Annotated in this window: 23 protein-coding genes; 4 read left to right on the top strand and 19 right to left on the bottom strand. The window is 48.7% G+C overall.

The genetic code is table 11. The features are described 5' to 3' along the window. Positions 1–7: 7 nt before the first annotated feature. The 4 genes from ACUVJL_RS01330 to ACUVJL_RS01315 form a co-directional block, all read right to left on the bottom strand. A complete protein-coding gene (locus ACUVJL_RS01330) occupies positions 8–337 on the bottom strand; it encodes a DUF433 domain-containing protein (RefSeq protein ID WP_445244198.1) in 330 nt (109 codons plus the stop codon). Between the two features lie 323 nt (positions 338–660). Beyond that, complete coding sequence (locus ACUVJL_RS01325) at positions 661–1,683, bottom strand: ATP-binding cassette domain-containing protein (protein ID WP_445244197.1); 1,023 nt, start codon at positions 1,681–1,683, stop codon at positions 661–663. A 601-nt stretch (positions 1,684–2,284) separates the two neighbouring features. Then, positions 2,285–2,473, bottom strand: coding sequence for a hypothetical protein (locus ACUVJL_RS01320; protein ID WP_445244196.1), 189 nt, complete (start codon positions 2,471–2,473; stop codon positions 2,285–2,287). 369 nt (positions 2,474–2,842) lie between these two features. Further along, on the bottom strand, positions 2,843–3,766 hold the full coding sequence (locus ACUVJL_RS01315; protein ID WP_445244195.1) for a histone deacetylase family protein: 924 nt from the start codon (positions 3,764–3,766) through the stop codon (positions 2,843–2,845). Positions 3,767–4,155: 389 nt separating this feature from the next. On the opposite strand from ACUVJL_RS01315, the gene gyrA reads away from it, so the two are divergent. The 3 genes from gyrA (at position 4,156) to ACUVJL_RS01300 (ending at position 8,866) form a co-directional block, all read left to right on the top strand. Further along, positions 4,156–6,873 (top strand): DNA gyrase subunit A, encoded by a 2,718-nt coding sequence (gene gyrA / locus ACUVJL_RS01310; RefSeq protein ID WP_445244194.1) that lies wholly within the window; start codon positions 4,156–4,158, stop codon positions 6,871–6,873. Positions 6,874–7,066: 193 nt separating this feature from the next. Then, positions 7,067–7,318 (top strand): hypothetical protein, encoded by a 252-nt coding sequence (locus tag ACUVJL_RS01305; protein ID WP_445244193.1) that lies wholly within the window; start codon positions 7,067–7,069, stop codon positions 7,316–7,318. Positions 7,319–7,573: 255 nt separating this feature from the next. Next, on the top strand, positions 7,574–8,866 hold the full coding sequence (locus ACUVJL_RS01300; RefSeq protein WP_445244192.1) for a ribonuclease D: 1,293 nt from the start codon (positions 7,574–7,576) through the stop codon (positions 8,864–8,866). Between the two features lie 250 nt (positions 8,867–9,116). Here the strand turns inward: ACUVJL_RS01300 and ACUVJL_RS01295 are convergent, their stop codons facing one another. The 6 genes from ACUVJL_RS01295 to ACUVJL_RS01270 all read right to left on the bottom strand — a co-directional run bounded on the left by ACUVJL_RS01295 (position 9,117) and on the right by ACUVJL_RS01270 (position 13,153). After that, positions 9,117–9,542, bottom strand: a complete 426-nt coding sequence (locus tag ACUVJL_RS01295; RefSeq protein ID WP_445244191.1) for an aldo/keto reductase — start codon at positions 9,540–9,542, stop codon at positions 9,117–9,119. A gap of 7 nt (positions 9,543–9,549) precedes the next feature. Continuing rightward, positions 9,550–10,125 (bottom strand): aldo/keto reductase, encoded by a 576-nt coding sequence (locus ACUVJL_RS01290; protein WP_445244190.1) that lies wholly within the window; start codon positions 10,123–10,125, stop codon positions 9,550–9,552. 27 nt (positions 10,126–10,152) lie between these two features. Further along, the gene (locus ACUVJL_RS01285; protein ID WP_445244189.1) at positions 10,153–11,205 is read right to left on the bottom strand and encodes an NAD(P)-dependent alcohol dehydrogenase; all 1,053 of its coding nucleotides are present in this window, start codon (positions 11,203–11,205) and stop codon (positions 10,153–10,155) included. A 195-nt stretch (positions 11,206–11,400) separates the two neighbouring features. Continuing rightward, positions 11,401–12,171 (bottom strand): SDR family oxidoreductase, encoded by a 771-nt coding sequence (locus tag ACUVJL_RS01280; protein ID WP_445244188.1) that lies wholly within the window; start codon positions 12,169–12,171, stop codon positions 11,401–11,403. Positions 12,172–12,227: 56 nt separating this feature from the next. Then, the gene (locus tag ACUVJL_RS01275; protein ID WP_445244187.1) at positions 12,228–12,758 is read right to left on the bottom strand and encodes a cyclophilin-like fold protein; all 531 of its coding nucleotides are present in this window, start codon (positions 12,756–12,758) and stop codon (positions 12,228–12,230) included. Further along, a complete protein-coding gene (locus tag ACUVJL_RS01270) occupies positions 12,758–13,153 on the bottom strand; it encodes a (R)-mandelonitrile lyase (RefSeq protein ID WP_445244207.1) in 396 nt (131 codons plus the stop codon). The genes ACUVJL_RS01275 and ACUVJL_RS01270 overlap by 1 nt, the downstream gene beginning before the upstream one ends. A gap of 470 nt (positions 13,154–13,623) precedes the next feature. Between ACUVJL_RS01270 and ACUVJL_RS01265 the strand changes: the two genes are divergently transcribed. Beyond that, entirely contained in the window at positions 13,624–13,788 is a 165-nt protein-coding gene (locus tag ACUVJL_RS01265; protein ID WP_445244186.1) for an AraC family transcriptional regulator N-terminal domain-containing protein, read from the top strand. Positions 13,789–14,161: 373 nt separating this feature from the next. Here the strand turns inward: ACUVJL_RS01265 and sufU are convergent, their stop codons facing one another. From sufU to ACUVJL_RS01220, 9 genes are all read right to left on the bottom strand, one after another. Beyond that, entirely contained in the window at positions 14,162–14,614 is a 453-nt protein-coding gene (sufU, locus tag ACUVJL_RS01260) for a Fe-S cluster assembly sulfur transfer protein SufU (RefSeq protein ID WP_445244185.1), read from the bottom strand. A 7-nt stretch (positions 14,615–14,621) separates the two neighbouring features. Continuing rightward, complete coding sequence (locus ACUVJL_RS01255) at positions 14,622–15,227, bottom strand: nucleotidyltransferase family protein (RefSeq protein WP_445244184.1); 606 nt, start codon at positions 15,225–15,227, stop codon at positions 14,622–14,624. A 195-nt stretch (positions 15,228–15,422) separates the two neighbouring features. Further along, positions 15,423–16,562, bottom strand: coding sequence for an XdhC family protein (locus ACUVJL_RS01250; RefSeq protein WP_445244183.1), 1,140 nt, complete (start codon positions 16,560–16,562; stop codon positions 15,423–15,425). Between the two features lie 635 nt (positions 16,563–17,197). Next, positions 17,198–19,414, bottom strand: a complete 2,217-nt coding sequence (locus ACUVJL_RS01245) for a xanthine dehydrogenase family protein molybdopterin-binding subunit (RefSeq protein WP_445244182.1) — start codon at positions 19,412–19,414, stop codon at positions 17,198–17,200. A 117-nt stretch (positions 19,415–19,531) separates the two neighbouring features. After that, the gene (locus ACUVJL_RS01240; RefSeq protein ID WP_445244181.1) at positions 19,532–20,524 is read right to left on the bottom strand and encodes an FAD binding domain-containing protein; all 993 of its coding nucleotides are present in this window, start codon (positions 20,522–20,524) and stop codon (positions 19,532–19,534) included. After that, entirely contained in the window at positions 20,511–21,356 is an 846-nt protein-coding gene (locus tag ACUVJL_RS01235; protein WP_445244180.1) for a 2Fe-2S iron-sulfur cluster-binding protein, read from the bottom strand. The genes ACUVJL_RS01240 and ACUVJL_RS01235 overlap by 14 nt, the downstream gene beginning before the upstream one ends. A gap of 289 nt (positions 21,357–21,645) precedes the next feature. Beyond that, positions 21,646–22,311, bottom strand: coding sequence for a hypothetical protein (locus ACUVJL_RS01230; RefSeq protein ID WP_445244179.1), 666 nt, complete (start codon positions 22,309–22,311; stop codon positions 21,646–21,648). Positions 22,312–22,313: 2 nt separating this feature from the next. Further along, positions 22,314–23,315: an ImmA/IrrE family metallo-endopeptidase gene (locus tag ACUVJL_RS01225; protein ID WP_445244178.1), complete on the bottom strand. Its 1,002-nt coding sequence runs from the start codon at positions 23,313–23,315 to the stop codon at positions 22,314–22,316. A gap of 620 nt (positions 23,316–23,935) precedes the next feature. Continuing rightward, positions 23,936–26,467, bottom strand: a complete 2,532-nt coding sequence (locus ACUVJL_RS01220) for a vWA domain-containing protein (protein WP_445244177.1) — start codon at positions 26,465–26,467, stop codon at positions 23,936–23,938. Between the last annotated feature and the right edge of the window lie 250 nt (positions 26,468–26,717).

Below are 26,717 nucleotides of genomic sequence, written 5' to 3'. Positions count from 1 at the left end.
TTAATCCTCAAGATTGTTTTTGGGCTAACAAGCGCGATCGAATAACGCTCAGATCTGGTTGAATGCCTAACAAACGCTGACGGACGGAATCTGCTAATTGCTCGCGATAATTGAGATAAGCTTCTACTGCTTCTTGGTGTCGGAGATAATAGCCGATCGCACTATAGACATCGGACAATGACAGAGTTGAATAACGCTGCACAATAGATTCCGGCGACGCACCATCCTGAAAAGCTCGAATCACCAATTCCAGCAAAACTCTTGAGTTTCCCACCCGAATAGCTCCTGTTGCATCTTCTCGAAAAGGAGGCGCTTCAACTTCCAAAACAAGATTCATCTATTAATATCCCCCAAAATTACCATCTTATTTTTTCGCTCCACTCTTAAGATTGTAGCTAAAAAAACGAGCGCCCCTTCCTTGAATCAAAAAGTGCGTGAAGCGGAGCTATCCCCAAAGAGAATCGCCCGCATTAACTTAAATAGGACTAAGGCCAAAGAAACCCGGTTTCTGAGGAAAATCTGGTTTGGCGACGAGAAATCTGTGAAGAAACCGGGTTTATGACCCGGCGCGCTGAGCTTCAGACATCTCCAAAAAAGCTAGTATAGAACAGGCAAGATGCCTGTTCCACAATAATTATTGGAGTTGTTTATTAAACTAAACTACGATCGCATCGCCTGCTTTTGCTCAGCCTTCAAATCGCGGTTGCTAGCAGCAGCCAACTCCGCATCCAACAGCGTCTTACCAGTCGCCGCCAAATACACATCATCCAAACTCGGCCGAGATTGAGCAATCCCAAAAGTAGGCAAGCCCGCATCTTTCAAAGCTTGCTGAATTGTCACCAGCGCGTCGCTTTTCGGTGTTACTACTAAATTGAGAGAATTTCCTTGAGCCGTATTGACAATTACTTCCTGCACAAAAGGCAAAGATTGCATTAGATTTTTAGCTTTTTCGGCTTCTTCGATCGGCGAAAACTCCCGAATCCGCAGAGTCACCCGATCGCCCCCAACCCGATTTTTCAACTCCTCCGGCGTCCCCTGTGCAATCACCGTACCCTTGTCAATAATCGCCACGCGATCGGCCAAAGCATCCACTTCTTCGAGATAATGGCTAGTAATCAAAACCGTAGTACCTTCCTCCCGCAAGCGCCGCAGGAAATCCCACACCACCACCCGGCTTTCAATATCGAGCCCGACAGTCGGTTCGTCTAACACCAAAACATCCGGCTGGTGAAGCAACCCAGCAGCTAAGTCGAGGCGTTTGCGGATACCGCCGGAATAGGTGCCCGTCTTTTTATTTTCCCACTCCTCCAAACCGAGGAGTTTCACCATTTTGTCAATCCGCCCTTTAATCGTATTGCGCGGCAAATGATAAAGCGCTGCTTGCAGTTGCAGGAGTTCCCGCCCCGTCAGCACCTTATCCAAAGCCACTTCTTGGGCGACGTAGCCGAGTTTTTGTCTGGCAATTCTCGGCTGGCTGACAGCAGAAATGCCAGACACTTCAATGCGTCCGCTATCGGGCGCACTCAAAGTACAAAGTACCCGCAGGGTTGTGGTTTTGCCTGCACCGTTGGGGCCTAGCAAACCAAATATTTCCCCCGGTTCTACCTTGAAGGAAACATCTTTAACGGCTTCTACAGTGCCGTAGCGTTTCTGAAGATTTTCAATTAAAACGGCGGGAGCCATATATTTTGGGGATGAACTGGTTGTTAATATTTTGACACTTCTGAGCTCAAATTGCCGGAAAGGTCGATCGACCAATGCGACTTGCTATGCTTGTAACGATCGCACACTCCTTCTCAACCGGAAACTGCTTCTTGTTTTGATTTTTAATACCCGTTTATAAAATATCAACTTTCTAACGGCTCCCAACCCCTATCGCCATCAGTATTTCCCTATCTCAAATCTCAAATCTCAAATCCCCAAAATTATGAGTTTTGAGTTAATTATAACTTCTCAGTTAACAACTCAAAACTCACAATTGTTCGACCAGTAGAGATGTACCCGAAACCTGTTATTTTATAATTATCTCTACCTCTAGGCTGATGTGTAAGGCGATTTTGATAATTTACACCGTTGTCAAACACATCAAACTTTCGAGCCCAGTATTAAAAACCGAAAACTTCCTGCCGTGGCAAGTTCTACTTTTAACCACTTCGCCAAAAAATGTAACTGTAGCCCCGTGCTCTAAACCCCGATAGTTATCAGTCATTACCAATTCTTTAATCGAAAATCGAAAATCGAAAATCGTATTAACTCCCCCTAAAGGAAGTTGACTACCGCCTCTTTAATCGATAATTTTTACCCAACCGCGGCGAACGTTGTACAGAAGTCGGTTGATGATGGCATACTCATCTTCATTCAGCGTTCTTTCTAAGAGTGCAGATCTGAGCTGGCTCCGGTCGTTGCGAGTCACGACGCTGGAGAACATGATCTGACCAAATAACTCTTCGAGTGTCATTTGGGAGACTGACATGATAAACCTCCTAGTTGATTGAGACATATAAAATTTGTACACCCTGACTTTAATAATCCTATTATGAGCTCTGGGAGCGACTCCAAAGGCGATCGAAAACATTGACACAGTGTGATTTTTGCGCTACAAATCTGTGACCGAGACTTGGATGGCAAGTGACTCGGATCTTTTAAATTTGTGATGTTTGTCACGGAACTCAGAAGGAAGAAGTCAAGGGTGAAGAAGTCAAGCGTGAAGAAGTCATGGGTCCGAAGGAAAAAAGTAATCAAGCGCGATCGGCAAATGATAGCTTCGCTTATCGCCCTCAAAAGTTCTCAATCCCGTCCTCATGGCTTCTCAACCTCATTTTCCCCATAGCTAATTTTCCACCTAATTGAGGCATCGGTCAATAGTCGCCACAACCGACTCGGCCAACTCTTTGAGCGCGTAACCCCCCTCCAAACCAAAGGCGATGCGGCGGGTGATTTGCAGGCAGTATCCGGTGAAAGTACCGTAATCTGACGGAGCCAGAGTCATGCTCGCCAGCGGATCGGACGCAGTAGCGTCGTAACCCGCGCTGACAATCAACAAATCCGGTTCAAATTTTGACAAAAAAGGTACGACAAGAGATTCAAAGGCGCTCAGGTATTCAGCTATGCCGCCGCCCGGATACAGGGGAATGTTGAGCACGTTGCCGTAGGCCCCGTGCTCGTCGGCATCTCCCGTTCCCGGATAACACGGAGATTGGTGCAGGGAACAGTAGGCAATTTGCCGGCTGTTTTCCACCACAGATTGAGTGCCGTTGCCGTGGTGCACGTCCCAGTCGAGGACGGCGACGCGGTTAATTCCCGGCTGTTCCAGGGCGTAGTTCGCTGCGATGGCAGCATTGGAAAACAAGCAAAAACCCATCGCGCGCGCTTTTTCGGCATGGTGTCCCGGCGGTCTCGCCAGCACAAAAGCCGGTTCCCCCGCAGCCAGCACTCGATCGACCCCATCGAGCCAAGCACTCGCCGCTAGCAGCGCTACGTCGTAACTTTCAGCAGAAATCGGCGTATCACCGTCGAGGTAGCCGCCTCCCCGATGAGCCAAATGTTCGACTTCTTTGATGTATCTTTGCGCGTGAACTTTTTTGAGAGCCGAGAACAGTGCTTGTTCGCGCTGCGCCACTGGGGTGGGCAGTTGCCACTCAATTTGAGCCGCCCAGGGAGCAGCTTTCAGAGCGTTGACGATCGCCGTTAAACGTTCTGGTCGCTCTGGGTGAAGCATTCCAGTCTTGTGTAGCAAGAAATCGTCGGAGTAGATGACAGGTAGCATCGGCTGATTTTAGATTTTAGATTTTAGATTTTTAGTTTGCTTTAAGAAGGCCTTCCGCTTTGTGAAATTATAATTTCGATCGGGCAACCATTTTAGTTTTTTAGATTGCCTTCAAAAAAACTCACAAAAGCATGAAAGCCGACCGCCTAAAAAAACCTTTCTAGCTTTTGCCAACCCCTGACCAAATCACGAACTGACAAATTATCAATTGTGCTTGTTTCGCCCCTTAATTTTTCTGGCAACTTTCCCCTAAAGTCAAAGGTCAATTGTGATATAATTTCAGGAGTAATTTGCAATATTTGGCAGCTCTACTGAATCCAAACCGATTTTATCGCATTTTTGAGATTTATAGCGGTCAAATTTAAATTTTTAACGGAGTTTTTCAACCTATGAGCACCTCTGAGTCGCGGATAATCCCGACGGATCTGGGTAATGAGATGTCCCGATCGTACTTGGAATACGCCATGAGCGTAATTGTCGGTCGGGCGCTACCAGATGCCAGGGACGGTCTCAAGCCCGTTCACCGACGCATTCTCTACGCCATGAACGAATTGGGCTTGACTCCCGATAGACCTTTCCGCAAATGCGCCCGCGTCGTGGGGGAGGTGCTGGGCAAGTATCACCCGCACGGAGATACAGCGGTTTACGACGCCCTGGTGCGGATGGCTCAGGATTTCTCCATGCGGGAACGCCTGATCAACGGCCACGGCAACTTCGGCTCCGTTGACAACGACCCGCCCGCTGCGATGCGTTACACCGAGTGTCGCCTGACAGCTCTCACTAGCGACTCCATGCTGCGCGACATCGACTCGGAAACAGTTGATTTCGGCGACAACTTCGACGGTTCCCAGCAAGAACCCCTCGTACTCCCGGCACGCATTCCCCAAATTTTGCTCAACGGTTCCTCCGGGATTGCTGTAGGGATGGCAACCAACATTCCGCCGCACAATTTAGGCGAAATAATTGACGGTTTAGTAGCACTAATCCACAATCCAGCAATTACCGACCTGGAATTGATGCAGTACATCCCCGGCCCGGACTTTCCCACAGGAGGGCAAATCCTGGGCAGAGGCGGGATTCGCGATGCTTACACCACCGGGCGCGGTTCGATTACAATGCGCGGAGTCGCCGGCATTGAAACCATCGAACATCCGGGCCGTCCCGACAAAGAAGCAATTATTATCACCGAATTGCCTTACCAAACAAACAAGGCAGCGCTAATTGAGAAAATTGCCGAACTTGTCAACGACAAAAGATTAGATGGAATTTCCGACATTCGCGACGAAAGCGATAGAGACGGAATGCGGATCGTGATCGAACTCAAGCGCGACGCCTATCCGCGCGTCGTCCTCAACAACCTCTATAAACAAACACCCCTCCAAGCCAACTTTGGAGCCAATATGTTAGCGCTAGTAAACGGGGAACCCCAACTACTTACGCTCTCGCAATTCCTCAATGTCTTCCTAGACTTCCGCATTGAGACAATTACTCGCCGGACTCAATATGAACTCCGCAAAGCAGAAGAACGCGACCACCTTCTGCAAGGCTTATTAATTGCCCTAGATAACTTAGATGCAATTATTCACCTAATTCGCGCCGCTGCCGACTCCGCAGCAGCCAAACAGGAATTGATGGATAATTACGGTCTTTCGGAACAGCAATCCGACGCAATTCTGCAAATGCAGCTCAGGCGTTTGACAGCATTAGAAGCGCAAAAAATTCAGCAAGAACACGAAGAATTGCGCTCTAAAATCGCAGATTTGGAAGATATCTTAGCGCGGCGGGAACGCATCTTAGAAATCGCCGAATTTGAAGCAGTCGAAATCCAAACCAAAATCGCCACTCCTAGACGCAGCGTCATCGAACACGCCGAAGGAGAAATCGATGAAAGAGATTTAATTGCCAACGAACAAGCAATTATTCTGATCACCGAGCAAGGCTACATCAAGCGGATGCCTGTTAGCACTTTCGAGGCCCAAAGTCGCGCTACTCGCGGCAAAGCAGGCGCGAAAATGAAAGAAGACGACGGAGTAGAACATTTCCTTTCCTGCTGCGATCATGACAGCGTTTTGTTCTTCAGCGACAGGGGCGTAGTTTACTCTGTCAAAGCTTATCAAATTCCCATCTGTTCCCGGACTGCCCGCGGCACTCCCGTGGTGCAACTGCTGCCGATTCCTATAGAAGAAAAAATCACTTCTATGGTGTCAGTCACAGAATTCACCAGCGAAGAATACTTGGTAATGTTGACTCGCGGCGGCTACATCAAAAAAACCGCACTTTCAGCTTTTGGCAACATCCGCACTAATGGATTAATCGCCATTTCTCTAGAAGAAGGCGACCAACTGCGCTGGGTGCGGAGAGCAAAAGTTGGCGACAGCATCATCATCGGTACGCGCCAAGGCATGGCAATTCATTTCCGTACCAATCACGAACAGTTGCGCCCAGTCGGCCGCGCGACGCGGGGTGTAAAATCAATGAAATTGCGATCGGGCGATGAGTTGATCAGCATGGACATATTGCCGAGTTCAATTGTTGCCGAAATTGCTGAATTAGAAACTGAAGACTCGGAATTTGAAGGGGCAGAAATTGCTCTGTTAGAAACTGAAAACTCGGAATTTGAAGGAGCAGAAATTGCTGAATTGGAAACTGAAGATGCGGAATTGGAAGACGAAGAATTAGAACTGCAAGCCGAGGAACTTGAAGGCGAAGATGCCGAAGAAATTCCGACAGTTAGCAGCGAAGTTCCTTCGGTGTTGGTAATCACCACCAACGGCTACGGCAAGCGGGTTCCAGTTTCTCAATTCCGCCTACAAAGACGGGCGGGCAAGGGATTGACGGCTACTAAATTTAAGTCAAAAAAGGGTAAGGATCAGGTAGCTGCGCTGCGAATTGTCAACGAAGATGACGAGTTGATGATCATTACCAACCGAGGTATTATTATCCGTCAGGCTGTGAGTGCAATTTCTACTCAATCGCGCACAGCAACGGGTGTGCGGGTGCAGCGGTTGGACGAGGATGATTCGATCGTAGCTGTGGCTTTAGTGCCGCCTGCTGGTGAAGAATCTCTCGAAGAGTCGGAATCTGAGGAAGCGGTAGAAGAGTCATAGGTTAATAGTTTGTAGGGTGCGCTAGGCGCACCTTACTGCTGAATGGTAAAAATGCGATCGTTTGTAGGGTGATCCGTGCGTACCTTACTGCTGAATGCTAAAAATGCGATCGCCCCTACTCAGAAGTTTTCCCTCAAAAGTCAAAGATTTTTTGCACTTGTGACCAGGAAAATTGGAGGCAGAGCCTCCTGATATGCGTCCCCAGGCAGAGCCTGGGTACGAGTTATTAGGAGTGTCTGAATATTGGGTAGTAGACGTACAAAAAGCGCAAGTTATTGCTTTCAAAATAATTGCTAACCGGGGAAGCGAACGGCTGACAGAATCTCAAGTTTTGCGGGGGCTAAAAGTTGCTTTATTAGAGGAAGGTTTGCGCCGCAGTCGCCAGACAGACAATACAGAAGTAGGCAACTGGTTTTTAGAGGAAGTTCGCGGGAATCCTCAATAGTGCTCACGACTGCATTCTTTTTTTAGCTGGAGGCTAGAAACCCGGTTGCGCTTGTGACCAGGAAAATTGGAGGCAGAGCCTCCTGATATCCGTCCCCAGGCAGAGCCTGGGTACGAGTAAGAAACCGGGTTTCTGAGGTCTGCGTGTGTCCAGGACTAAGGCTCAGCCATGTCCGGCGCTTGAATCGTTGACAATCGATCCGATAATTCCCATAGCATAATAGAATCAAAAAGTTAATAGCAAAAGTCTGTAAAAATGCCTTATTTAACAGCAGCAAACGACATCAAAGCACTCATAGCTAAATTTTCTCAAGCTAAAATCCTGTGGGTTGACACAGAAATAGCCGACTATAAATCCAACCCCAGATTATCTCTGATTCAGGTGTTAGCTGACTCCACAGATTCCACCGGAGATGCCACTTTTATACTAGATGTCTTGGATCAACCTGAATTGGCAAAAGATTTCATCAACCAAATCATGGTCAATCCAAATATTGAAAAAGTCTTGCACAGCGCCAGCTATGACATCCGATTTCTCGGCAATGACGACGCTCAAAATGTCACTTGCACATTAAAAATGGCGAGAAAGATACCAGCTTACATTCTGCCCTTACCTAATCGACAACTCAAAACTTTAATAGAAACACTTTGCGGCATTGCTTATGTAGATAAAACAGAACAAAGCGGCGATTGGGCAAAGCGTCCCCTGACCCAGAAGCAGCTAGAATATGCCAAGATGGACGCGGTTTATTTAGCTGGAGTGCATCGCCGCCTGCTAGAAATCCTTGCCCAATGTTACCCCGAACCCGCAACGGAAAACTTGACAGCATTGGGCGAAAAATATCAGGAAATAGAATCTCAGTGGAAGCCGCTAGATTCAGAAATCGCTGAAGTGAAAGAACGCATTAAAGCAGGGATGCTAGCCCAAAAGCTCAAAGACAGTTCTTATTTTGAGCTTTCCAGTTCGATAACGATGAAAGTAGATTTTCTCACGCTGGCTAAACTGACGCAAACTGAGGGAATTGAGTTAAATTTTCCGGTAACGCTGACGAAAGAAATTCAAAAACAGTTAGGCGAACTCATCGCCGATCCATCTTTGGAAGTTGAGGAGATTGCTAGTTGGCGCTTGAATTCCAACCTACAGCAACGGCGAAAATCTACTAAGAAAATTGCCCCGGAACCGGAGAGTGAGGATTTAACAGCATTGGGGGAAAGGTACAAAGAAATTTTGCCTGAATGGAAGTTGCTGGCTTCAGAAGTTGAGCATCTGAAAGATCGCATTAAAAAAGCAATGTTGGTGCAAAATAAGAGAAATACTCCCGATTTTAAGTTATCCAGTTCCTCGATTTTGAAGGTAGATTTTGCTAGATTGGCAAAACTTGCGCTATCGGTGGGAGTTGAGTTAGATTTTATGGTGACGCTGACTCAATACATCCAAAAACGGTTAGGGGAAGCTATTAACAAAATTGATGTGCAAATTGAGTATATTACCAGTTGGCGGATGACGGCTAAGACGGGGGAAGATGAAGAGGAAGAAATTCCGTTTTAACTACTAAAATATCACATTTTCTCTCATTTTTCTGTGTTCTCTGGGGGCTGGGAGGGTGACAAAAAGGTCTAGGAACAAAAATGTAAAGCCGATGCTCAAAGCACGGGGTTTCCACCCATAATTTTCAATGAGCAGTCAGTAACTCTGTTATGGTTCGGGGTTGATCTCTGCCATCCGATCGCAACCAGTCATAATGAGTTGGGTCTGGTTTAAGGGGCGGTTATGCCAGACCCAGAGACTAAAACTGGACTCAGCGACCCGTCATTTGCTCTAACTTTTCGGGGTATCTCGCCCCTTGTACTGTGATTTTGGCGGCGGCGTCATCGATGTCGCGCAGATCGGCAGGCGTGAGTTCGACGGAGACTGCCCCGATGTTTTCGTCCAAACGATGCAGCTTTGTGGTGCCTGGAATCGGAACAATCCACGGCTTTTGAGCCAGCAGCCAGGCAAGTGCGATTTGAGCGGGCGTTGCCTGCTTTTGTTCTGCAATGCTGCCCAGCAGATCGATCAGGGCTTGATTCGCCTTGAGAGCCTCCGGTGTGAAGCGAGGCAGAGTGCTGCGGAAGTCGGAGCTGTCAAAGGTCGTGTTTTCGTCGATCTTGCCGGTGAGGAAGCCTTTTCCCAGCGGGCTGTACGGGACAAGTCCGATGCCAAGTTCTTCAAGGGTCGGTATCACTTCCGCTTCAGGCTTTCTCCACCGAGCGCGAGTATTCGCTCTGAAGAGCCGTGACTGGCACAACGGCATGGGCGCGCCGAATCGTTTGCACTCCCGCTTCAGAAAGTCCGAAGTGCTTTACCTTACCTTCCTGAATCAGTTCCTTCACCGTTCCTGCCACGTCTTCAATTGGCACGTTCGGGTCAACCCGGTGCTGATAGAGGAGGTCGATCGCCTCCACCTGGAGTCGCTTGAGCGAACCCTCCACGGCCTGCTTGATGTGTTCCGGTCGGCTATTGAGTCCGGGTGAACCCTTCATGCCACGGGGATCGGAATTCGGACTGATGTCGAACCCAAATTTGGTGGCAATGACTACTTGGTCGCGGAAGGGAGCGAGGGCTTCACCCACCAACTCTTCGTTTAAGTACGGGCCGTAGACTTCGGCGGTGTCAAAGAATGTTATTCCGCGATCGACCGCAGCCCCCAAAAGAGCAGTCATCTCCTGTTTGTCTTTGGGCGGACCATAGCCAAAGCTCATTCCCATGCAGCCGATCCCGATCGCCGAAACTTCTAGGTTGCTGTTGCCAAGTTTGCGCGTTTGCATGATTACTCCTTCGAGGTTCCACCTCGGTTATTCAGATTTAAGGGATGCCATATCGATACAGAAGCGGTATTTCACATCGGACTTGAGCAGTCTTTCGTAGGCTTCGTTGACCTTCTGGATGGGGATGACTTCAACATCGGCGGTGATGTTATGTTCGCCGCAGAAGTCGAGCATCTCCTGGGTTTCGGCGATGCCGCCGATGTTAGAGCCGGAGAGACTGCGGCGGCCCATGATCAGGCTGAATGCCGCGACCTCCAGGGGCTTCTCCGGTGCCCCGACAAGGGTGATGTTGCCGTCGAGGCGAAGCAGGTTGAGATAGGCGTTGATGTCGTGATTGGCGGAGACGGTATCGAGAATGAAATCGAAGCTGCCAGCGTGCTGGTGCATCTCGTCGGCATTGCGGGAGACGACCACTTCGTCGGCGCCGAGGCGCAGCGCGTCTTCCTTCTTGTTGGGCGAGGTGGTGAAAACGACGACGTGGGCTCCGAATGCACGGGCGAACTTCACACCCATGTGGCCTAGCCCGCCGATACCAACCACGCCGACCTTCTTGCCCTTGGTGGCACCCCAGTGGCGCAGGGGCGAGTAGGTTGTGATTCCGGCGCACAGGAGTGGCGCGACTCCAGGGAGATCGAGGTTGGTGGGAACGCGCAGAACGAAGCGTTCATCGACGACGATGCTATCGGAGTAACCACCATAGGTGACACCTCCAAGGTGCTTGTCCGGGGAGTTGTAGGTGAGGGTCAGGTTCGGGCAGAACTGTTCAAGTCCAGTTTTGCAATTGGGGCAACTGCCATCCGAATCAACCATGCAGCCGACTCCTGCCAGATCGCCAGGCTTGTACTTCGTCACTGCCGAGCCAACTTGAGTGACCCGTCCCACCATCTCATGACCGGGAACGATCGGGTAGACCGTGCCGCCGCCCCACTCGTTTCGCACCATGTGAAGATCGGAATGGCAGATGCCGCAGAAGAGGATTTCGATCTGTACGTCGTGTTCGGTTAGATCGCGCCGTGCGATCGTGTCGGAAGCCAGTGGTGATGTTGCACTGGCTGCGGAATAAGCTTTCGTGTTGTACATAAATTGATGCTCCTAATTGGTTTGTGTTTGGTGCCTGGTACTGTTCGTCGCTGGCATTTTCCAGCCAGTCCACGGGTTTGCCGTCGAGTACCTCCTGAGTGGCGATAGGAGTCATCGCCGTTGGCGGTGAAGGTGGCGATGGCGACAATGCTTTGTTGTCGTGCGTTTAGGGTTCGATCGGGTTGGCGGCGAACATCACTGCACCGTTTGGCCGCCATCGATGACCAGGGCGTGCCCAATGACGAAGCCAGCCGCGTCCGAGCACAGCCAGAGGACAGCCTCCGCGATCTCCTCGGGCTTGCCCATCCGTCCGACCGGCTCCTGGGCGACCACCTTCGCGCGCCCTTCGTCCGTGCCGCCGGTGAAGCGACCCATCATCGGGGTGTCGATGTAGCCGGGACAGACGGCGTTGACGCGGATGTTCTGCGCGGCGTAGTCGAGGGCCGCTGCCTTGGTCAGTCCGATCACGCCATGTTTCGCGGCGGTGTACGCGGGGCTGCCCTTGATGCCGATGATTCCTGCGCCCGAGGACGTGTTGACGATCGCGCCGCCTCCCAGGATCAGCGGGATCTGGTGCTTCATGCACAGGAAAACGCCGCGGAGGTTGATGTCGATAATCCGGTTCCACTCCTCCTCCTCGTACTCCGCAGTCGGAGCCGCCTTCCTCGGCTCGATGCCCGCGTTGTTGAAGGCGAAGTCCAGCCGCCCGAAAGCCTCAACGGTCTTGTCCAGAGCCGCCTTCACGTCCTCGGTTCGCGTCACATCGCACCTGACGGCGATCGCCCGACCGCCGAGTTCTTCGATCGTGTGAGCTGTTTCTTGATTGCCCTGTTCTGAGATGTCAGCGACCACCACGCTGGCACCTTCACGGGCAAAGGCCAGCGCCGTAGCTCGACCGATGCCGCTCGCTCCTCCGGTCACAAACGCAACCTTTCCTGTGTAGCTTCCATTCTCGTTCGTTGTCATTTTTTACTCCTTTGCGTGTTGCCCATTAGGGAAGTCTTTATTGGAACTTCCTTTTCTTACTCGATCGGCTCCACTGTTGCTTTTACAGAGCCAGGTACATTGAATGCTCCTACACCAGCATCGATCTTGCCGAGCACGATGATGCCGGGGTCAGGGATTGGTTGTTCGTCGTGGCGATAATAAATAGCCACATCAGGACCGGGAGACCAGTAAATGATGTCTCCAACTTCATAGGTTTTGGTTCGCTCACCCTCCTCCGAAATTGCTCTCGGCAGGCGGGCAAACTTTTCTCTTCCAAACAAATCGTTCATCGTCAGCGTTAATGGCAGCAGGGAAACAAAATCCCGAGTGGTTTTACTGTCGATCAACGTGGCTGTAATGATTTTGTCTCCGACTTTGATGGTGATCTTCATACTGTTTGCCTGCTGGGTTGATAGTTCAGTCGGCAGCTTCGACGAGGCACTGCTAGGCATCCTGTTGTCGGCACGGCAGGCTGAGTAACTCAGGGACATCGTTAGGGCGAGAACCAAAATCAGCATTCTCTTCTGGCAGTTTCTCCCCTTGATGGGAAACCATTTCAAAACCATTAAGATCTTCCTGCGTACTGCTCGTCGCTGACCTGTTCCATCCAGTCCACGGGTTTGCCGTCGAGCCATTCCTGAATGGCGATGTGCGTCATTGCCGTGGTTGCCGTGGCACCATGCCAATGTTTCTCACCCGGCTCGAACCAGATCGCATCCCCCGGACGAATTTGCTCGATCGAGCCGCCCCAGCGCTGTGCAAGACCGCAGCCAGCCGTGACAATTAGGGTCTGTCCCAACGGGTGGGTGTGCCTGGGTGTCCGAGCACCAGGCTCGAAGGTGACGCTGGCACCAGACGTGCGTGCTGGTTCGTGCGCCTCGAACAGGGGGTCAATGCCGACAATGCCGGTAAAATACTCAGCCGGTCCTTTGGCGGAAGGCTGTGAGCCACTTCGTTTAATGTCCTTTTCTTAATTTCTTCACTTGATGCCATTTCGGTGGCTGTCCCAATCGTAGAAATTGAGCACTTATCGCTTCTCTATCAATAGGGATGGATTTTTTAATAAGCAAGGTTAGCTTTGATGGCATTTTGGTTGTCACTCAGCAGGTTTCTTGCCCAATCAAAACTGAGTTTTATCTTAAATAAAAGTCCAGAATGCTTACAAGAAGCCGGAACTATTTTTCATTGCTTTAGCCTCATTCTAAGAATCCTCAAGGGCAAGCAATAGAACGATCGTCTAAGATTGTTGTACAATCCTGCAAACTTAGAAATGAACGCTGCCAAAACGAGTGAAAAGTCCGCTAGGTCGTTAATGAACGACCAGCAGGCAAAGCGCGAGGCAGATAGAGCACAAGCCCACAGAAACGAACTGACCAATAGCCGATTGCACAGGCTATTCGTCAGGATGGGACGATTGAACCGCTGAAAGGATTGCACTTCAACCGATCCTCCTCACCTTCGGAATGCGTTGATTGTGTCTCTATCCCTGTCTTTTGTGTCATTGCCCAGGGCAGCAAAGAAGCCCTTCTGAGCAGTGCGATCGCGCTTCAGTACGACCCGATGCATTATCTGCTTGCTACGATCGAACTGACGTGAGTTTATTGGATGTGCCTCTGCTGGATGCTGACTATATCCCTCTTCTGTCACTTTCGGCAGAAAATAATCTGGGATGGTTATAGCATAAGACTTTTACCAAAAACCTTGATTTCAGCCGTTCTGTTAGAAAATAAATGCTCAAATCCTTGATATATCTACAGTTGAAAATTTGGCTCTTATTTTTAATTTCCCAGAGTGACAAAAGAGGGATATAGCGGTTCTCAATAAAATGAGGTACACACCGCTCGCAACTGATGCCCTATGCCCTATGCCCTATGCCCTATGCCCTATGCCCTATGCCCTATGCCCTATGCCCTATGCCCTATGCCCTATGCCCTATGCCCGCGAGAGCACCTCATGTTGCTGAGAAAGGTTATACCTGTTCATGCCTAGTTTCAACCGAACTCAGCGCCGCTTTGAGGGTATGCCAAGCCAAAGTTGCACACTTAACCCGCATCGGATATCGGGAAACACCTTGCATGATATTGAGTTTCTCCAACGGAGGCTCAAACTGAGTATTTCCCGCTGCCATCTCGCGGAACTGTTCTACCATTAAAAGCACCTGTGAAATAGTTTTACCTTTGATAGCGATCGCCATTAAGTCAGCAGAAGCAAGGCACAAAGCACAGCCTGCACCTTCAAATTTAATATCTGCAATTTTACTTTCTGCTTCATCTAGTACCAGCGTTAAATCAACCACATCACCGCAATAGGGATTTTCTCCTCGGTGTTGACGATGTACTGGGTCAGTTTTTCCTTTGTTTTGCGGTTTTCTGGCGTGTGTCAAAATTACTTGTTGGTAAATTTGGCGATCGTTATTTTTCATAATCTATTCACTCTTTAAAATTCTTTAATAGCAACTGCTTGTAATCGTCCGGGGTATCAATATCAATCGCAGCTTCTGGTATTAGCAGAATCAATCCTGCATCTATATATTTTTGTATTAACGCTTTTGCACCTTTATCTCCTTCAAGCTGCATCAGTTCGGGAAATAATGCCTTGCTAAACAGGGCAGGTACGCCCGTAGTTTCGTTATACTTTGAGGCAATAATTACTTTTTGCGTTTCTTGATAAGACTGAATCAATTGATTTAAAATCTGGGGAGAAACTAGCGGCTGATCTGCAAGTGAGATGATAACTGCATCAAGTTTAGAGTTAGTTCTCAGTAGCATACTAATACCAGCGCGAATAGAAGAAGACATTCCCTCTTGCCATTGGGAGTTCTCTACAACTTGCACAGCCTTTGGCATTAGTTCCGGTTTAATTTGTTCTACATAAGCTCCCAGGACTACTACGATCGGTTGGCACAGAGAAGCTAAGGCAACTTCAACCGCATGGAGTATCAGGCTGCGTCCTTGATAAGAAAGCAATTGTTTTGGTCTTCCCATCCGGGTTGCAGATCCAGCAGCGAGAATAATTAGACCAATTTTAAATACCATACCCAAGTTTTGAATTTTTGATTATTAAGAACATACTCGTATAGCCTTTCTCAGTAACATGAGGTACTATCTGGCATTGGGCATTGGGCATAGGGCATAGGGCATAGGGCATTGGGCATTGGGCATTGGGCATTGGGCATTGGGCATTGGGCATTGGGCATACCTCACCACGCTTGAGAACCGCTATATTAGTCATTAATTTTTTGATGATTGACTATTGATTGAAGCATGAATTGGTACAGTGCGATTTCTTAAAAAACCGCCTTGATGCTTTGCTGTTACTGCTTGAATTTCGGCGATAATCGCCAGAGCAATCTCTTCGGAATTATCTGCCCCAATGTCGAGTCCCACCGGACTATATAAATTTTGTTGCTGTTGTGGAGTGGGGATAACTCCTTCTTCTTGTAGTTCTTGCAATAATCGGGCTGTTCTTTTCTTAGGGCCAAGTACACCTAAGTATTTTAAGCCAGAAGGCAATAACACTCTCAGCAATTCCAGGTCGTCTAAATAATTATGAGTCATAACTACAGCAACAGTACGCTCATCTATCTCGATTTTTTTTAATACATCCTCAGGAGAACAAAATTTAACTCGATCGGCTTCTTGAAAACGCTTTCGGCTTGCTTCCCGTTGGCGGTTATCAACTACAGTAATATGCCATCCTAACTGTTTGCCAAAGCGAACAACCGGAAGAACGTCATACCCAGCACCCAAAATTACCAGCGACAGTGGCGGCTGAATAACTTGAATAAAAACCTCAACTTTCCCGGCTATTAACTGATATTGTTTCCCTACCGAGGTTTTCTGTTGAAGTGCTGCTTGTGTATCCCTTAAAACCGCTGCTGCTAATTCCTCATCGCTGATGTGGTTGATGATATCTGAATTTAGTAGCAAGCGATCGCCTATTTGAGATTTGCTTTCACCCTCTATATTAAATACAGTTGCAATAGCACACTCAAACCGAGCATCAAGGCATTTGTGGACAAAACTAATTTGGTTCGGCTCGTTTACTGGCAACGATTCAATCAAAACATAAGCAATGCCTTGACAGCCAAGCCCCAATCCCCAAATTAAATCTTCCTCGGAGGTGGAGTCATACTTAACCACACAAGGAGTACCAGTGTTCATTACCTGCTGTGCTTTCTCAAATACATCACTTTCCAAACAGCCACCGCTAATTGCACCTACTATCAAGCCATCTGCACTCATCAACATTCGCGCACCAGGACGGCGATAAGTTGAACCTTCCACTTTAACTAAAGTTGCCAAGGCTAGCTTTTTCGTGGTGTCTTTTACTTGCTCTAAAGCAGCCATAATATCGTGTATTTCTTTCATTGCTCAGCCTAAAATTTTTTGTATCTCATATCAATTCCGGTTGCACCGGAATTATTGTTGACTGTTGACTGTTGACTGTTAACTGTTGACTGTTGACTGTTAACTGTCAGTCTAAAAACTGAATGATAGTTGAGTATTGACTGTTGAGGCGATTTTACAATTCCGATGCTAGCGGAGTTGATATCACTGTTTAAGTTTGATTATACTTAGATATTGCACCCTTCTCAATTGGGCTTTTATGAACAGGCAAGATGCCTGTTCCACAAGAAAATTTATCTTTTGTGGAACGGGCCGAAGAGCCCGTTCTTGAGAATGGTGCAAGAGGTGCGATTATAAGGACTTCAGCAGAGGGGATCGTATAACGATACTTGCAAGTTATTGTACAATCGTGCAAAATTCTTCTTGCAGAATGCCGATAATATCAATTCCGGCCGGACTGCCGGAATGATATCAAATCCGCGCCGCGATCGTCGGGCGTAAAGTCGAATCAAGCTCGCAACAAATCAGGAGCGCAATTTTCATTTTTTTGACCCCTCCTTCAACAGTCAACAGTCAACAGTCAACAGTCAACAGTCAACAGTCAACAATGACGGACGGTGCAACCGGAATCGATATCAATCAACAAATGACCTCACTCACAGCAGCTTTTCCGGCGTAATCGGCAGGTCCCTGATGCGTTTGCCCGTGGCATGAAAGACAGCGTTGGCGATCGCCGCCGGGATGCCGACCATGCCGAGTTCGCCCATACCCTTGACACCGAGCGGATTGACGACTTTATCCTCCTCCTCAACGAAGATCGTATCGATCTCCAAGACATCGGCATTAACCGGCACGTGATAGTGCTGCAAATTCGGATTCATAATCCGCCCGTAACGGTGGTCAATTTCAGTCGCCTCTTGCAGCGCCATGCCAATGCCCCAGACAACGCCGCCGATTTCCTGGCTGTGCGAGGCCTTCGGATTGATGATCTTGCCGCAGGCAGTCACTTCAATGGCGCGCGTAACGTGGACAGTCCCCACATCCGGATCGACCTTCACTTCAATGAACTGCGCCCCGTGCGCCAACGTCGCATACTTCTGGCGATCCTCTGAGGGACGCGACTCGAATGTTTCCGTGATTGCGGTGAGATTATTACGCTTCATCACTGCGGAGATGTTGACGAAACGATCCGGGTCGCTTATTAGTCGCAGTTGCCCGTCGAGCATCTCGACATCGGAGGAGGCTGCCCCCTTGAGCGGAGAATTCGCTTCCTGGTTCGCGAGGGCGAGCAACTTCGTGCCGATCGCCAGAGCCGCCCCGCGCACCGCCGAGCCGACGCTCGCCGTCGTCCAAGAGCCCCCCTGCGACGGTGATCGAGGGAACTTCGTGTCGCCGAGTTCAAATTTCACCTGCTCCAACTTCAGCCCCAGATACTCGGCAGCGATCATGGTCATCACGGTGTAGGTGCCAGGTCCGATGTCGCTGGTCGCACTTGCGACTTTGGCCGTGCCGTCCACCTGCAGCGTGACGAGGGCAGCAGCAGGCATCTGGAAAGCGCCCCAGACGCCGGTCGCCATTCCCCAACCGACGAGTAGGCGTCCGTCACGCATCGATCGGGGCTCGGACTTGCGATTCTTCCAACCGAATTTTTCCGCGCCCAACCGGTAGCACTCCCGCAACGCCTTGCTCGAAAATGGCTTGCCGCTCTCGGGGTCTACTTCGGCATAGTTGATCAGCCGAAGTTCGAGCGGGTCGATCGCCAGCGCGTAGGCCAGCTCGTCCATCGCACATTCGAGCGCGAACATACCGCTAACGGCCCCGGGTGCGCGCATCCAGGTCGGGGTGGGGAGGTCCGTGTTGGTAATCTTCAGCGGCGCGTAGAGATTCGGGCACGCGTAGACTTGGCGCGTGAAACCCGTGGTGCCGTCTGAGAACTCCTCGATGGTGGAGGTGTTGTGCACGGCTTCATGAATCATCGCCGAGAGCTTTCCCGATCGCTCCGCACCGAGCGCGATCTTCTGAATCGTGTGCGGACGATAACCGTGGCCGGTGAACATTTGCGTGCGCGTATAGACAACCTTGACCGGGCGCCTGAGTTCGCGGGCTGCCATCGCTGTCAGCGCCGGATAATAGTTCGGGCGCAGCGACGCTCCAAACGCCCCGCCGACGAAGGGCGAGACGACGTTCACGTTTTCCTCGGGCAGGCCGAAGCTCGAAGCCAAATGTTCGCGCACGCCATAGACCTCCTGCGTCTTGTCGAAGACAGTTAGCTTGTCGCCTTGCCAGACCGCGATCGCCGCGTGCGGCTCCATGGGGTTGTGGTGCTCGATCGGGATGCGGTACTCGGCCTCTACCTTCACGGCCGCTGCGCGCATCGCCTCTTCGGGATTACCGCGCGGCTTCGGAGCCGGCCCTTTAGTGGGGACGCGCGCGCTCGAGCGCACCGCCTCAGTGTCGGTCATGTGCTGCTGTGAGTTGTAGGAGACTTTAACGAGACGTGCCGCATAACGTGCCTGCTCGTATGTCTCGGCGACGACGAGTGCCACGGGCTGCATGTTGAAGAAGATTTTGTCGGACTGGAGCGCCCGAAACGACTTGTCTTCCTCCTCGGTGGCGCTGGGCGGGGACTGCTCCGTGGAAGACTTCGGACCAAGCTTCGGTGCGTTCAGGTGCGTGAAGACGCGAATTACGCCTGCTGCGCTTTCAGCCTCACGGGTGTCGATCGATTTAATCGTGCCCTTTGCTACGGTTCCCAGCACGATAAAACCGTAAGCGAGATTGGGAACCTGGAATTCCGCCGCGTATTTAGCCTTGCCCGTAACTTTGGCTGCACCGTCCACGCGGCTCATTTCTTTTCCGATGTATCTTGCCATTTCGTTTATCCTCCCTAATATCAAATCCGCCCTTCATCGTCCTGTATTCATCTCTCTGTTCTCGAACTCTGCGTTCTCTGCGGTTTAATCATTCCAATGCAACCGGAATTGATATAATTAGGCCGCACCGCTCGTCAACGCTTGCTGCAAAGCCAGAACAATGGCGCGTTTTCCGAGTTCGACTTTATAACCGTTATGTTCAAGCGGTTTCGCATCTTTCAAAGCCGCTTCGGCAGCAGCCTGAAAAGTTGTTTCCGTCGCAGGTTTTCCAATCAGAACCTTTTCCGCTTCGGCTGAACGCCAGGGCTTATGCGCGACGCTGCCCAAAACAACACGTGCCTGTTTGATGGTGTTGCCGCTTGTTTCTAAAGCAGCAGCCACGGCAAGCAGTGCAAAAGCGTATGAAGCGCGATCGCGAACTTTTAAGTAATAAGACTTATTGGCGAAGTTATTCTTCGGCATTTCGATCGCCACGATCAATTCCCCATGCTGAAGATTGTTATCTTTTTGGGGCGTGTTACCGGGCAAGCGATGAAAATCCTCGAGGGGGATTGTGCGTTCTTGCCCGTTCGTGCCGCGAATCCTCACTACCGCGTCCAGCGCATAAAGCGCATTAGCCATATCGCCCGGGTAAGTCGCCACACATTTGTCGCTGTAGCCAAAAATGGCATGAATGCGATTAAGCCCCTGAAGCGCTCCGCATCCGCTGCCGGGATCGCGTTTGTTGCAGGGCATAGCGATGTCGTAAAAATACTGGCAACGGGTGCGTTGCATTAAATTTCCCCCGTTGGTCGCCATATTGCGAAGCTGGGCGGAGGCGCCGGCTAAAATCGCCATTGACAGAAGCGGGTAATTTTGCCGGATGAGCGGATGGTTGGCCGTGTCGGTATTTTTGGCTAAGGCGCCGATCGAAATTCCGTTCGAGGTCGATCGAATTTCCGCCAGATTCAAACCTGAGATGTCAACAACTTCGCTGGGACGCTCGACGTATTCTTTCATCAAATCAATCAAATTTGTCCCGCCTGCGAGAAACTTTGCCGTTTGATTAGCGGAAACCGTGCCAACGGCGCTTGCCGCATCGGTGGCGCTGGAATATTTAAACGGTTGCATCGGCTTTGCCCTCCTCGTTTAATGCAACGGCAATCTCTTCATCGCTGGCAAAATGCCAGGCCTGGGCTGTTTCGCGCCCGGACTGAACTTCTCTGATTGCCGCAACAATTCCCGGATACGCGCCGCAACGGCAAATATTGCCGCTCATGCGTTCTCTGATTTCTTCATCAGAGAGTCTTAAATTCTGCGTGCTCGTCCGCAAATTGTTAGTGACGTGACTCGCGTCGCCGTTTTTGGCTTCCTGCAGCAGCGCCACCGCCGAACATATCTGCCCCGGCGTGCAGTAGCCGCACTGGAAGCCGTCGTGTTTGATGAACGCCGCCTGCATCGGATGAAGATTGTCGCCGTCAGCGATCCCTTCGATCGTCGTCACCTCTTTCCCCTCGCAGCTAGCGGCAAGTGTCAGACAAGAAAGCACGCGGCGCCCGTCAACGATCACCGTACAAGCGCCGCACTGTCCTTGATCGCATCCTTTTTTGGTGCCGGTCAATCCAAGTGTTTCGCGCAGGGTGTCGAGCAGCGCGGTGCGCGAATCCACTTCCAGGCGTTGGGTCGAGCCGTTGATTTTCAAAAGAACCTTAACGGCGTTTTCAACCCCAGGGGTCTGGGCGAACACGGCCTCGGGCGAAGCGGCGAGCGTGGCAAAGGCCTCCTCTTTAGCCAGCAGGTGGAAGGCGAAGGTGCCGAGTAGGGCTGCCATGCTTTGCCCCAAGAATTTGCGGCGAGCAGCGCCGGTAATTCCGAGTTGGTCGAGCAGTGTTTCTTCGTCCGCGCTGAGCTGCGAATCGCTCTCGGTTGAACTGAAATCTTTCTGTTCTTGATTATCGTCCATGATTCTCCTTGCAAAATTCTCAAACCACCCCTGGACAAGTGTTTGTTTTTCGCGCCGACTATTCTAACGCTCTGCACCCACCGCAGGCGCTTGGGCCCCTTCGATCGGGCGTCCTTTGTTCTCGAAGACTTCCCTAGCCACGGCAATAGCGGTTAGCGGAAGCGATTAACAAAGTTGAGGTGCAAATTGAGTATATTACCAGTTGGCCGATGACGGCGAAGACTGTGGAAGATGAAGATGAGGAAATTCCGTTTTAAGCCAGGACTAATGCCAAGTGTCACACTTAAATCTACTGGTAAGGATTTAGTAGATTACCTGCCTCCTGCCGACACTCCTCAATATACTTTTTTAAAGTAGCTAGGGAGTTCTCAGGTGTTGATTTAAGCCCTGAACCAAAAACACTCTTAATTGCTGTATCACATTCTCGAACAGGAACAATGAGATCCCTAATAGTCTCAAAGCCATCGGCTTCAATATTTCTGAGAACAAGCTGCTCTAAGCACCATAATCTATGATTGAGAGATTCTTGAATGATAGGTAAATTAACTTTTGCTAAGGCTTTGATGAATCTTTTATCTCCAGTAAAAATCTGAGCAGATTTATCTTTTTGGATAATTTGTATAGCATGACTCGTGAGAATGGCTTCACCTGGATCGATATTTTCAATATTGGATAATTGGATAAAAATTTCTTGGTCAATATCAAATTCAGATATTTTTGGTAAAGTCTTAGTAAGGTAAAGAACTTGTTTATAATTAATCAAAGGATCTTCTGGTTTTCGACTTTTCCCTGCTTCAAATTTTTTCCAATCGCCTTCAAATTTATATTGTGCCGTCTCTAGGATATTAACTTGCTCAGAACTAGCATCAAATAATTGAAGAGTCTTATCGAATAGCTGGAATGTAGCAAACTTTTTGATGATGTCATTATCGATGCAATAGATACAAACAGACAAAGCTATTCTCCTAAAATCTGGTCTAAGTAATCAGCATTATCGTCACTTAATTCCTCCCAATTTAGATGCTGCTCTAAAAATTTGTTAATAGTCTTGTGTCCTTCTTTAGCAGGATTGATTAAATTTACACATCCCATAGACAATGCAAAATAATCTTTATTATACCAGCCATAAATTAAAGCTAATGCAGATGAATCAATAGTTGAGTCACCTTGAATAAGTTGAATAATTTTATTCTTTAGGTCTTTTGCATTGTCAAATTTTTTCTGGCCGACAGAGTTGTCAAAACTGTTGACTAGCAGTTTAACTGCAAACTGATTGCTATCTCTTTCTTCTCGATCATCACAGTCTTGCTTAATATCATCATCAATCAAAATACCTTCTTGAATATGACCAAGGGCGAGATGACCCAGTTCATGGGCAAGATCGAATGCTAGACATACGGGTTGTGTCTTACCACTACTCAAGACAATCACGGGATGATCGGCTTGCCATTGGATCATGCCTCTAATTTTGCGGGTATTTTTAGGGTAATTCTTAAAATAGACAACAGCGATACCATGTTCCCAACAGTAATCGAGCAAGCTGTATAAAGTGACTTTAGGATGTTTGGCAACTATCTCTGAACGAACTTGATGAGGGTCGGATGGGATGGGCACAAATTCGAGCTTTATAGTATCAGCGACCACTTCCGCAACCCGTGAGGCAAGTTGATGGGCAACATCAAATACGTCAAATACGTCTGCTTTATCCTGTTGATGGTACTTGAACTTGGTATGGAGTAAGGGCTTAAATTGAGGCTTCTGATTCTCGGCTAAAAGACTCTTGAGGTCTAGGTGCAGACGTTGGGCAATATAACCAGCACCCTCTAGGACGGCGACGGGTTTATTGTCTAGTTCTTCATTCCACCAACTGGGCAAACCTTTTTCTTGAACGAAACGTTTTGAGAAACCGATCGCCGAGAGTTTTTTATAGAGAACAGACATTGATAATGTTTGTGTCATTGGCTTGCCCTCCGTATGAGAATTCGCGTAATATCATTGTAACCTAATTTGACTGTCAATTTTTCTACAATTCTTGTGGAACGGGCATCCTGCCCGTCTTTGTATTCAATTTAGATGCGTAAGCTGTCACGCATTTAAATTGCATATTCAGGGCGGGCGAGACGCCCACCCCACAAGACTTAGATTGTTTGTTGACATTCTATTTAAATGCTCAACAGCTTAGCAGCTTACTAGATTTTTTATATAGCAATCCTAAATGATTATACTCGTTACCAGGCTCTGCCTGGTAACGCATATCCGGAGGCTCTGCCTCCATTGTCGTAGCCGAGGCAGAGCCTCTGGACATCGGTTCCCAGGCTCTGCCTGGGAACCAGTTAACCAGTTATTGAAACTGATTTAGGATTGCTATAGACCGTTGTTCTCTATCCTACCAGAGGATAAACTTTCGCAAAAGCAACACCAAAGGAAAGTTACAAACCCGAACGATTCCGCTCTTTTCGTCTTGGCAACCTAACACTTGTCCCATCTACCTATTTCCTAGTCGCCACCGCTGCGCCTTTGCGGTTTATTTCAATCAACCATATTTAACCAAGATGGGCAAATAATGCCCACCCTAATTCCTACTTCCCTACCGTGAAATACTCATTCTTAGCATACACGCTAATAATGCAGTCTCCCACTTCAAAAAACATCCCCTCTTGCTCATCTTTAGAAAATTGCAAGTTGCCGTATTTAGAATTAATTTCCTCAGCAGTCGCCGCTTTTGCCTCCATTTCATCCGGGATAAGTCCCGTAGAACCGATATAGAAAACCAGCGGTGAAACTTTTTCCCTGTACACTTTTTCAGCATAAGCTTCCAGTCGCTCATTCGCATTAGCTAAAGCAGCGACAAACTCCTCTCGCTTGACATCTTCTCCCTGCCATTTCGCTTGCAAAAGGCGCAGCAAACTATCTGCACCCACTTTGGCTAAAGTAGCGCTAACAATTCCGTTATCCTCCAATCCCAAAAACTCATCGAAAATCAGTTTCATCACATCGTCAACTTTGGTGATTTTTGTTCGGGATGACAGCGTTTTGTGTGCGAAGACAACAGGCTCATCTAAGGTGATGTCAAATGTCGGTTTTGCTAGCTTTTCGCCCGTGTTTTTGTGGTAGGCTTCATAAAGGCGATCGAGAAATTTGTTGGCAGAGTGCAATTTGCCGAAGTTAAGGATGTTTTTGCTGCCGATGTCGATTTTGTAGCTGACTCGCGAATCTACTGAACCGTTGGCGATCGCACTTTTTAAATCTGTGTATTCCGTCGTCGTCGGAAAATTGATGTAAAGGCTTTTTGACAGATAATGCTGTTTCAATTCTTCCAATTGTTCCGCAGTGTAAGCCTCAGATTCCTCCTTCAAATGAGCCGAGAGAATGCTAGAGAGAATTTTGATTTCTGCGAGTTCCTCAAACACTCCGTCAAGGCTGCCGTAACGCCCGTCAAAAGGCACGAGGGGCAAAGTCTCTAACTTAATATCGTACTCTGAACGGAAATCAAATTCTTGCACAGGCGAACCGTCTTGTTCAAGGACACCGCATTTGTTGAGCAAATCAAACACTGGTTTGCTGCTGATTTTGGTTCGCAGCGACTTAATATTAACTTCGCCGTCGCTGACAATGGTATAATTGTTGAAAGTATTGAGGTCTGTAACTAGAATTCCCGCCACTTCTGCGATTAAAGTTTCATCCTCCACTTTTAGCAGCTTAGCTTTTCGGGTAATCAGCATATTGATGGTAGCGGTATTTTGATTGATGGCAAATGAACCCATTTGCACGTATTCGCCACCATCTAAGAATTCTGTTTTCAGCCAAGGCTTGACAAGGTTGCCGTTTTCGTCTCGCTTTCCCTCAATTCGCTTCAAACCTTTTCGCTGATAATTTTCTTGCAAGTGTTTCAAGTTGATGATGATGCTGTTGCTGTTTTCCTCCAATATCTTGATTAACTCCAGCAGGGAAATTTTATCGCTGACTTTTACCCGATCGCCAATTTCATGATTTTTCAACACCTCAGGCGCAAAAACAGCCTGTTCCAAATCTTCCGTAAACTCAGCTATTTGGGCATTTGTCAAAGCTTTCGCGTGTTTTTCCGTCAAAGTAGCGTCGAAGGTGCTCGCCAGCGCATACTTAGCCGTATTTAAATTGCCGTCAGCGAGGTTAGCTTTCGCAAAAGCAAACACTGACTCATCAGTTTGAGCAACGGGAACATCTAGTTTGTCATACTCATCTTTGGCGACTTTCTGATATTTGTAAAACAGTCCCCGATCCTCTGCTTTCAGCCCACAGATTTTCAGCGTGCTCGATGAACCGTTGATTTTCTTGCCGCTTTTGGAAACAAAAACTTGATAATCATATTCCTTAATTAACGGTTCTTCCAGCGCAGGTGCAACCGAACTGCCTAACAGTTTTGTGCTGTCGTAAAGAGCATCATAAACCATTTTGACTTCGCCAGCGCGGATGCAATTCCCCGATAAAGTGTTGGCGATTTTGGAGAGAAGTTTGAAGTCGGCAGAGGCATAGGATATCGTGTTGGCAAACACATCCATGTCTTTGAGATCTTCGCAAATTTCCCCTAGTTTTGCAGCTTCCGAATTGGCACTGGGGTCATTTGCATAGCCGTCTGTGTGCAAATTGATCGCTGTCATTTCTCCCGCTTTAACCAGAGATTTAGCGAGTTGCATCGACTGCGATATGCAGGTACAGCCAGCCGTGTGGATTTTTTGAATTTCTTTGATGTATTGAGAGTCAAACTTCAGCACTTCTTGAATCGGAATTCGCTGGAAATGACAAATTACGTCCCCCTTGTCAGCATAGGAAATCAGGCTGACAATTAGCTGGTAATTGTTGTATTCGTCTAAGGTCAAAAGCTTGATTAGGGTTTTTTTCAGCGGTTCTAAGTCATAATACATTGAGCCGGAACGGTCGATGATGATGATGCTGTGAGCGACGGATTTTTCTGGGATATCGCCGGGCTTTCTTTCTAAATTAATGCGATCGACTAGATAGAAAGCCTTTGCGTTTCCGGCAAAATTGTAGAGGGTAAATTTGGTGCGATTATTCGAGGGTGCTTGGCTGCTGGAACTTTTGACTTGAGATGATTGTTTTGCTTGCCGTGCCATAGTTGTCACCTATGTTGGCTTATTCCTCAACTTAATCATGACACGCGCTTCTGGGGATGTCAAGGCCTGTGTCGAAAATTATCTGCGAAGCTGAATAAGCATTAATATTTAGCGCTGCGGTGCAATGGAAAACTGCGGCGCTAGGCTAAAGGTGGGCTATTTTGGCAAAAGTAGCGGATCTGCGTAAGGATCGCGAATTAAATAACTTACAATTTTAATTTTTATTGTGGGATGGGCGTCCCGCCCGTCC

Source organism: Microcoleus sp. OTE_8_concoct_300 (assembly GCF_031383065.1).
GTDB lineage: Bacteria > Cyanobacteriota > Cyanobacteriia > Cyanobacteriales > Microcoleaceae > Microcoleus.
The sequence above is the reverse complement of the archived record's forward strand: the minus strand, read 5'-3'. Positions and strand labels throughout refer to the sequence as shown.